We start from the raw sequence: 10,290 nt of genomic DNA on the forward strand, positions 1-10,290 counted from the left end.
TGGTACCGGGACGCTGGGTGCGCTGTTCGCTCGTCATCTGGTCGTCGAGCACGGCGTGCGGGATCTGCTGCTGACCAGCCGCCGCGGCCCGCAGGCCGAAGGCGCGGGCGAACTCCGTTCCGAACTGGAGGGTTTGGGCGCCCGGGTGGAGATCGTGGCGTGTGACGCGGCCGATCGTGGGGCGCTGGCGGCGTTGCTGGCCGGTATCCCGGAGGACGCTCCGCTGCGCGGTGTGGTGCACACGGCGGGTGTGCTGGATGACGGTGTGGTCGGTTCGCTCACTCCGGAGCGTGTGGATGCGGTGTTGCGTCCGAAGGTGGACGCGGCGTGGAATCTGCACGAGCTGACGAAGGGCCTGGACCTGTCCGCGTTCGTGCTGTTCTCCTCGGCCGCCGGGGTCCTCGGCAGTGCGGGGCAGGGCAACTACGCGGCGGCCAATACCTTCCTGGACGCCCTGGCCCAGCACCGTCGCCGGCTCGGCCTGCCCGGCACCTCGCTCGCCTGGGGCTTCTGGGCGAACGCCAGCGGCATGACCGGGCAGCTCAGCGACACCGACCTGCGGCGCATGGCGTCCGACGGCGTGCTGCCGGTGTCCGCCGACGAGGGGGTCGCGCTGTTCGACGCGGCGGTCGGCGCGGGGTCGGCGCTGTTCGTACCGATCCGGCTCGACCTCCGCGCGCTCGCCGCGGCGCCCTCGGTGCCGTCGGTACTGCGCGGCCTCGTACCGGCAAGGCGGCGTGCCGCTGCGGCCGCGACGGGCGGCGGCGCGGGCGGCGGCGGTCTGCGGGACCGGCTCGCGGGGATGACGAAGGGCGAGCAGGACCGCGCCCTGCTGGACCTGGTCACGGCCCAGGTCGCCCTGGTGCTGGGGTACTCGGGGAGCAGCGGCCTCGACGCGACGCGGGCGTTCAAGGACCTCGGGTTCGACTCCCTGACCGCCGTCGAACTCCGCAACCGGATGGACAAGGCGACCGGCCTGCGGCTTCCCGCCACGTTGATCTTCGACTACCCCACCCCGGCCGCGCTGGTGCGCCATCTGCGCGAAGAGCTGCTCGACGGCAGGGCCGCCGGCCCCGTCGTACGGGCCAAGGCGGCCGTGGACGACGAGCCGATCGCCGTCGTCGGCATGGCCTGCCGGTTCCCCGGCGGGATCGACAGCCCCGAGGCGCTGTGGGAGCTGCTGGCGCGGGGCGGCGACGCGATCGGCGACTTCCCGGCCGACCGCGGCTGGGACATGGAGCGGCTGTACCACCCGGACCCGGCCCACAAGGGCACCTCGTACGTGCGCGAGGGCGGCTTCCTCGGCAACGCGGGCGACTTCGACGCCGGGTTCTTCGGCATCTCCCCGCGCGAGGCGACCGCGATGGACCCGCAGCAGCGGCTCCTGCTGGAGACGTCCTGGGAGGCCGTGGAGAGCGCGGGCATCGATCCGACCACGCTGCGCGGCAGCGACGCCGGTGTCTTCGTCGGCACCAACGGCCAGGACTACGGCGCGGTCCTCGCCCAGGGGACGGACAACGCCGACGGCTACCTCATCACCGGGACCTCGGCCAGCGTGGTGTCCGGCCGCGTCTCGTACCTCTTCGGCTTCGAGGGCCCCGCCGTCACGGTGGACACCGCCTGCTCGTCCTCGCTGGTCGCGCTGCACTGGGCGATCCAGGCGCTGCGCTCCGGAGAGTGCTCGATGGCTCTCGCGGGCGGCGTCACGGTCATGGCCACGCCCGACACCTTCGTCGACTTCTCCCGGCAGGGCGGCCTCGCGGCGGACGGCCGCTGCAAGCCGTTCGCCGCCTCGGCCGACGGTACGGGCTGGGGCGAGGGCGCCGGGCTCGTGCTGGTCGAGCGGCTCTCGGACGCGCGGCGCAACGGCCATCCGGTCCTCGCGGTCGTACGGGGCTCCGCCGTCAATCAGGACGGGGCGTCGAACGGACTCACGGCGCCGAACGGGCCGTCCCAGCAGCGCGTCATCCGCCAGGCCCTCGCCGGTGCCGGGCTCGAAGCGTCCGAGGTGGACGCCGTCGAGGCCCACGGCACGGGCACGAAGCTCGGCGACCCGATCGAGGCGCAGGCACTGCTGGCGACGTACGGGCAGGGCCGTCCGGCCGACCGGCCGCTCTGGCTGGGCGCGATCAAGTCGAACCTCGGGCACACGCAGGCCGCCGCCGGTGCGGCCGGGATCATCAAGATGGTCCTCGCGCTGCGCGAGGGTCTGCTGCCCAAGACCCTGCACACGGACGAGCCCACTCCGCATGTCGACTGGTCGGCGGGAGCGGTGGAGCTGCTGACCGAGGCGCGGGACTGGCCGGAGACGGAACGCCCGCGACGGGCGGGTGTGTCGTCGTTCGGGATCAGCGGTACGAACGCGCATGTGGTGCTGGAGCAGGCGCCGGAGGCCGAGGAGACGGAGGCCGTCGCGCCCGCCGAGGATGCCGGGCCCGCGGGGCCCGCCGGGCCCGTTCCGTGGGTGCTGTCCGCCCGTTCGGAAGGGGCGCTGGCGGCACAGGCGGAGCGGCTGGCCGCGTTCGCCGCCGCCCGCCCGGAGCTGAACGCCGCCGACATCGGCCTCTCCCTCGCGACGAGCCGCGCGGCACTGGACCACCGCGCCGTCGTCACCGGCCCGAACCGCGAAGCGCTCCTCGCCGCCCTGACGAACGTGTCCCCGACGTCTGCCCCCACGGTCGCCGACGGCCGCGTGGGCGTGTTGTTCACGGGTCAGGGTGCGCAGCGGGTGGGGATGGGCCGGGGGCTTTACGAGGCGTATCCGGTTTTCGCCCGGGCCTGGGATGAGGTGTGTGCGGAGCTGGATGTGCATCTGCCTCGTCCGTTGGACGAGGTGGTGTGGGGCGGCGAGGGTGGGCTGCTGGATCGGACGCAGTACGCGCAGGCGGCGCTGTTCGCGGTGGAGGTGGCGCTGTATCGGCTGGTGGAGTCGTATGGGGTGGCGCCTGAGGTGTTGCTGGGTCACTCGATCGGTGAGGTGACGGCGGCGTATCTGGCGGGTGTGTGGTCGCTGGCGGATGCGGCGAAGTTGGTTGCTGCGCGGGGGCGGTTGATGCAGGCGCTGCCGGACGGTGGCGTGATGGTCTCGGTGCGAGCCTCCGAGGAGCAGGTCCTCCCGCTCCTGGAGGGGCACGAGCAAGTCGGCATCGCGGCCGTCAACGGCCCGGCCTCCGTCGTGATCTCCGGCGCTGAAGACGCGGTCGAGCAGGTGGCCGCCGCGCTGGAGGCGGAGGGGCACAAGGTCAAGCGGCTTCGCGTGAGTCACGCGTTCCATTCGCCGCTGATGGATCCGATGCTGGCCGACTTCCGCGCGGTGGCCGAGGAACTCACGTACGACGAACCGACCCTGCCCGTCGTCTCGAACCTCTCCGGCCGGATGGCCGAGCCCGGCGAGCTGTGCGACCCCGCCTACTGGGTCCGGCACGTGCGGGAAGCCGTGCGTTTCCACGACGGCATCGGTGCCGCGCACGCGGAGGGTGTGGGCACGTTCCTCGAACTGGGGCCCGACGGTGTGTTGTCCGCGATGGGGCAGGACTGCTTGTCGCCGGAGGCGGCCGTACTGCTGCCGAGTTTGCGCAAGGACCGGGCCGAGCCCGAAGCCGTCGTTGAGGCGCTCGGTGGGCTGTGGTCGCGTGGCGTCGCGGTCGACTGGACGCCGTTCTTCCCGGGCGCGCGCACCGTGGAGTTGCCGACGTACGCGTTCCAGCGGAAGCGGTACTGGCTCGACCGTACGGGCGTGAGTGCGGGCGATGTGACGTCGGCCGGGCTGGGCGAGGCGGGGCATCCGCTGCTCGGTGCGGCGGTGCCGTTGCCCGGGTCCGACGGGTTCCTGTTCACCGGGCGGCTGTCCCTGGCCACGCACCCCTGGCTGGCGGATCACGCCGTCATGGACACGGTGCTGCTGCCCGGCACCGCGCTGGTCGAACTGGCCATCAGAGCCGGGGACCAGGTCGGCTGCGACCTGCTGGAGGAGCTGACGCTCCAGGCGCCCGTGGTCATTCCGTCGGCGGGCGGGATCCAGCTCCAGGTCACCGTGGGCGGGCCGGACGCCGAGGGGCGGCGTGAACTGGCCGTGTTCTCCCGCGTCGGGGACGGCGCCGAGCCGTGGACCCAGCACGCGCTGGGCGTGGTGACCGCCGCCGAGGCCCTCCCGGCCCCGGACCCGGGCGAGGCGGCCTGGCCCCCGGCGGGCGCCGAAGCCGTCGCACTGGACGGTTTCTACGAGGAGCTGGTCGCCGCCGGTTTCGGCTACGGCCCGGTGTTCCAGGGCGTACGGGCCGCGTGGCGGCGGGACGGCGAGGTGTTCGTCGAGGCGGCGCTGGGCGAGGACGCGGCCGGAGAGGCCGGGCGGTTCGGGCTGCACCCCGCGCTGCTGGACGCCGTACTGCAGACCGTGGGGCTCGCCGACGAACTGGGCACCGGCGGCCCCGGCCTGCCGTTCGCCTGGACGGGCGTGCGGCTGCACGCCGTCGGGGCAGCGGCGCTGCGCGCGAGGCTGACACCGACGGGCGACGGCGGGGTGCGGGTCCTGGCGGCCGACGGGACGGGGGCCCCGGTGGCCACCGTCGAGGCGCTGACGACGCGTCCGGTGCCCGCGGGGTCGCTGGCGGGCGCGGGCGGCGGCGCGCACCGGGAGTCGTTGTTCGGCGTGGAGTGGGCGCCGCTCGCCCTGCCCGCGGAGGGCGGCGAGGGCTCGTGGGCGGTGGCCGACGAAGATCTCGTACTCGCCGCCGGTCTGGGCGTCGAGGTCCTGGACCCGGACGCCGGGCCCGTCCCCGGCCATGTGGCCTGGGCGGCCCCGGGCGCGGCAACGGGCGCGGTGACGGGCGCTGCCCCGGGCACGGACGGCGCCGGGGGAGACGGCGGCGCGGGCGTGGCGATACCGGCGTCGGTGCGCGAGGCGACGGCCGGGGTACTGGGCCGCGTACGGGCGTGGCTGGCGGACGAGCGGTGCGCCGACGCGAAGCTGGTCGTCGTGACGCGGGGTGCCGTGTCGCCGTCGGGCGGCGGCCCGGTGGACGTGGCGGCGGCCGCGGTGTGGGGCCTGGTGCGTTCGGCGCAGTCGGAGAACCCGGGCCGCTTCGTCCTGGTGGACGTGGAGGCCGGATTCGAGGCCGGGGTCGGGGACGGGGCCGACGGTGAGGCGGCCGATTCGCTGCGGGCGCTGCGCGCGGCGGTGGCCACGGGAGAGCCCCAGTTGGCGATCCGGCGCGGGGAGGCGTCCGTACCCCGGCTGGCGCGGCTCGCACCCGCACCCGCGCAGGCGCAGGCGTCCGCGTCCGAGCCGGACGGCGCCCCCGTGTGGGACGCCGACGGCACGGTGCTGATCACCGGCGGCACCGGCACTCTGGGCGCGCTCTTCGCCCGGCACCTGGTGGCCGAGCACGGCGTGCGGAGCCTGGTGCTGACGAGCCGGCGTGGGCCGGAGGCGGCCGGTGCGGCGGAGCTGCGGGACGAGCTGACCGGGCTCGGCGCGCGGGTGCAGGTCGTCGCGTGCGACGTGGCCGACCGCGCGGCGCTGGCGGCGTTGCTGGCCGAAGTACCGGCGGACGCCCCGCTGACCGGCGTCGTCCACACCGCGGGCGTGGTCGACGACGGGGTCATCGAGTCGCTCACCCCGGAGAAGCTGGAGGCCGTGCTGCGGCCCAAGGTGGACGCGACGTGGAACCTGCACGAGCTGACCCGTGACCTGTGCCCGGACCTGTCGGCGTTCGTCCTGTGCTCCTCGGCGGCGGGCGTGCTCGGCAGCGCCGGGCAGGGCAATTACGCCGCCGCGAACACCTTCCTGGACGCCCTCGCCGAGCACCGCCGCCACGCGGGGCTGCCCGGCGTCTCGCTGGCCTGGGGACCGTGGGCGGACACCGGCGGCATGACGAGCCAGGTCGCGGACGCCCATCTGCGCCGGATGGCCGCGGACGGCTTCCTGCCGATCTCGGCCGCCGAGGGCGGGGCGATGCTCGACGCGGCCGTCGAGGCGGCGCGCGACGCGGACACGTCCCTCGTCGCGCCGATACGTCTGGACGTACGGGCACTCGCGGCGTCCAGCGCGCTGCCGACGGTCCTGCGCGGAGTGGTACGCGCGCCCGTCCGCCGTACCGCCGCCGCCGACACCGCCTCGGCCGGTTCGGTGTCCCTGCCCCGCGCCCTGGCCGACCGGCTGCTCGCCCTTCCCGCAGAGGAGCGGGACGAGCTGCTGCTCGACCTCGTGACCACGCAGGTCGCGGCCGTACTGGGCTACGAGAACCCGGGCGCGGTCCGTACCGACCAGGTCTTCAAGGACCTCGGGTTCGACTCCCTGACAGCCGTCGAACTGCGCAACCGGCTCAACGCGAACACCGGCCTGCGGCTCCCCGCGACCCTGGTGTTCGACTACCCGACCCCGGCCGTGCTGGTGGACCACCTGCGCGACGAGCTCATCGGGGACCGGGAGCAAGAACGGGACCGGGCCCTGTCGCTCGCCGCCGGCGCCGCCGCCCCCACCGCCGGGAGTACGGCCGCGGACGAGCCCGTCGCCATCGTCGGCATGGCCTGCCACCTCCCGGGGAACGTCGACAGCCCCGAGGACCTCTGGCACATGCTGGAATCCGGCCAGGACGGCATCTCGGCCTTCCCCGGCGACCGCGGCTGGAACCTCGACGCCCTCTACCACCCGGACCCCGACAACGCGGGCACCTCCTACGCACGCGAGGGAGGCTTCCTGCACGGTGCCGCGGACTTCGACCCCGCGTTCTTCGGGATCAGCCCGAACGAGGCCCTGGCCATGGACCCGCAGCAGCGGCTCCTGCTGGAGACGTCCTGGGAGGCCCTGGAGAGCGCGGGCATCGACCCGACGACCCTGCGCGGCACCGCGACCGGGGTCTACGCCGGGCTCATGTACCACGACTACGTCCACCAGCTCCAGTCCGTGAGCGAGGGCGTCGAGGGCTTCATGGGCACCGGCAACTCCGGCAGCGTGACCTCCGGGCGACTCGCCTACTCCTTCGGCTTCGAGGGCCCCGCCGTCACCGTGGACACGGCCTGCTCGTCCTCGCTGGTGGCCCTGCACTTCGCGGTGCAGGCGCTGCGCGCGGGCGAGTGCTCGCTCGCCCTGGCCGGCGGCGTGACGGTGATGGCCGCCCCCGACACGTTCATCGACTTCTCGCGCCAGCGCGGCCTCGCGGCCGACGGCCGCTGCAAGCCCTTCGCGGACGCGGCGGACGGTACGGGCTGGGGCGAGGGCGTGGGCATGCTGCTGGTCGAGCGGCTCTCGGACGCCCGGCGGAACGGGCATCGGGTGCTGGCGGTCGTACGGGGCTCGGCGGTCAATCAGGACGGTGCGTCGAACGGTCTGACGGCGCCGAACGGGCCGTCGCAGCAGCGCGTCATCCGCCGCGCACTGGCGAACGCGCAGCTCTCCACGACGGACGTCGACGCGGTCGAGGCGCATGGGACCGGGACGACGTTGGGTGACCCGATCGAGGCGCAGGCGTTGCTGGCGACGTACGGGCAGGGCCGGGATGAGCCTCTGTGGCTGGGGTCGATCAAGTCGAACATCGGTCATACGCAGGCGGCTGCCGGTGTGGCGGGTGTGATGAAGATGGTGCTGGCGATGCGGGAGGGTGTGCTCCCGAAGTCGCTGCATGTGGATGAGCCGTCTTCGCATGTGGAGTGGTCTGCGGGTGCGGTGGAGGTGCTGGCCGAGGCGCGGGAGTGGCCGGAGACGGGGCGTCCGCGTCGTGCGGGTGTGTCGTCGTTCGGGATCAGCGGTACGAACGCGCATGTGGTGCTGGAGCAGGCGCCGGAGGAGGAGCCGGAGCCTGCCGTCGAGGCCGTTGAGAGTGGCGGTCCGGTGCCGTGGGTGGTGTCGGCACGTTCTGAGCGGGCGTTGGCGGCGCAGGCGGAACGGCTGGCCTCGTTCCTGGAGGAGCGCCCGGAGCTGTCCCCGGTGGACGTGGGTTCTGCGCTGCTGAACTCGCGGGCGGCACTGGAGTATCGGGCCGTGGTGCCGGGTGGGGATCTGGGCGCCCTGCGGGCTCTGGACGGACCGGCCGTGGTCCGCGGCAGCGTGGAGGCGGTCTCGGCCTCCGGCGCGGTGCTGGTCTTCCCGGGTCAGGGGTCGCAGTGGCTGGGCATGGCCGATGAACTCCTCGTTTCCTCACCGGTGTTCGTGGGGCGGATGAACGAGTGCGCGACGGCCCTGTCGGAGTTCGTGGACTGGGAGTTGCTGTCTGTCCTCGGGGATGAGGACATGCTCGCCCGGGTGGATGTCATCCAGCCGGTGTTGTGGGCGGTGATGGTCTCCCTGGCCGCCGTGTGGGAGGAGTCCGGGGTCACCCCGGCTGCGGTGGTGGGTCACTCGCAGGGTGAGATCGCGGCTGCCTGTGTCGCGGGGATCCTCTCCCTTCGCGACGGCGCGAGAGTTGTTGCTCTGCGGAGTCAGGCGATCGGCCGTGGGCTGGCCGGTGGTGGCGGGATGGTGTCCGTAGCGGCCTCGCGGGAGGCGGTGGAGGAGCGGATCGCCCAGTGGGGTGAGCGGATCTCGGTCGCGGCGGTCAACGGACCGTCCTCGACGGTTGTTTCCGGTGAGCCGGAAGCCCTGCAAGAGCTGCTGGCCGAGTGTGAGGAAGCGGGAGTACGGGCGCGTCAGGTGCCTGTCGATTACGCCTCGCACGGCCCCCAGGTCGAGGCCCTGCGGGACGAACTGGCCGCCCTGCTCGCAGACGTGGAGCCGGTCGAAGGCCATGTCCCGTTCTATTCGGCCGTGACCGCCGCGCCCGTATCCGGTGAGGAGCTGGGCGCTTCGTACTGGTTCGAGAATCTGCGCAACACGGTTCGGTTCGAGGAGGCCGTGGAGGCCCTCCTGGCCGACGGGCACGGAGTGTTCGTCGAGTGCAGTGCGCACCCCGTCCTCACGCCGGGCATCGAGGACACCGCGCAGAACGCGGACACCCCGGTCGTCGTGACCGGCACGTTGCGGCGCGACGAGGGTGGACGCGGGCGGCTGATGCAGTCCCTCGGGCACCTGTGGGCGCACGGCGTGCCCGTCGACTGGAGCACCTACCTCCCCGCGACCGCCCGTTGGGTCGATCTGCCGACGTACGCCTTCCAGCGCCAGCGGTACTGGCCCGCCTCGACGGTCGCGGCCGGTGACGCGACGGGGCTCGGGCAGGCGGACTCGCAGCACCCGTTGCTGGGGGCGGCCGTGGCTCTGCCGGAGTCCGACGGCTACCTGTTCACCGCGCGGCTGTCGCTGGCCACGCACCCCTGGCTGGCCGATCACTCGGTGTTCGGCGGTGCCGTGCTGCCGGGTTCGGCGTTGGTCGAGCTGGCCGTACGGGCCGGGGACCAGGTCGGCTGCGACGTACTGGAAGAACTCACCGTGCCGGCCCCGCCGCTCCTGCCGGAGAACGCCGGGCTCCAGTTCCGTGTCACCGTCGGGGAGCCGGACGCGGACGGGCGCCGCGAACTGGCCGTGTACTCCCGTACGGAGGACGCGGAGAACGAGCAGCCCTGGACCCGGCACGCCACCGGCGTCCTGACGGCCCGTGCGGCGGGTGCCGCGCCCGCGGCCGACTTCGGCGAGGCCGTCTGGCCCCCGACGGGGGCGGAGACCCTGCCGGTGGACGGGCTCTACGACGAACTCGCCGCGGCGGGCATCGCCCATGGCCCGCTCTTCGAGGGCGTACGGGCGGCGTGGCGGCGGGGCGCGGACCTGTTCGCCGAGGTCGCGCTGGCGGAGGAGCACGAGGACGAGGCGGCACGGTTCGGCCTGCACCCCGCCCTGCTCGACTCCGCGCTCCACCCGGCGACCCGGCAGGAGTCCGCCGACGGGACGCGGCTGGCCACGCACTGGACCGGCGTGACGCTGTACGCCGAGGGGGCGACCGCGCTACGGGTCAAGCTCTCGAAGACCGGCGACGACTACGCCCTCGTAGCCGCCGATCGCGACGGCCAAGTGGTCGCCGCCGCCGAGTCGATCGGCTGGACCGGCATCACGGAAGAGGCCGTGGCCGTCGACCGTCCGGCGCACCGGGACGCGCTGTTCGGGGTCGAGTGGTCGTCGCTGCCGCTGGCTTTGGGTGCGGTGGTGCCGGAGTACGTGAGGTTGTCGGTGTCGGGTGCGGAGGGTGAGGTGCCGGATGGTGTGCGTGTGGCCGTGGGCCGGGTGCTGGGTGAGGTGCAGTCGTGGCTGACGGGCGGGCGTTCTGCTGAGGCGAAGTTGGTGGTGGTCACCGAAGGGGCCGCTTGTGTGGGCGGTGAGTCGGTGGATGTGGCTGCTGCCGCTGTGTGGGGGTTGGTGCGTTCGGCGCA

General features: G+C 73.8%; 1 protein-coding gene. It reads left to right on the forward strand.

What is annotated here, in order from left to right; genetic code table 11:
- Positions 1 to 10,290, forward strand: a 10,290-nt coding sequence (locus tag ABD343_RS34760) for an SDR family NAD(P)-dependent oxidoreductase (RefSeq protein WP_425578351.1), incomplete at both ends; no start/stop codon positions are given.

Source organism: Streptomyces albiaxialis (assembly GCF_039530985.1).
Lineage (GTDB): Bacteria > Actinomycetota > Actinomycetes > Streptomycetales > Streptomycetaceae > Streptomyces > Streptomyces albiaxialis.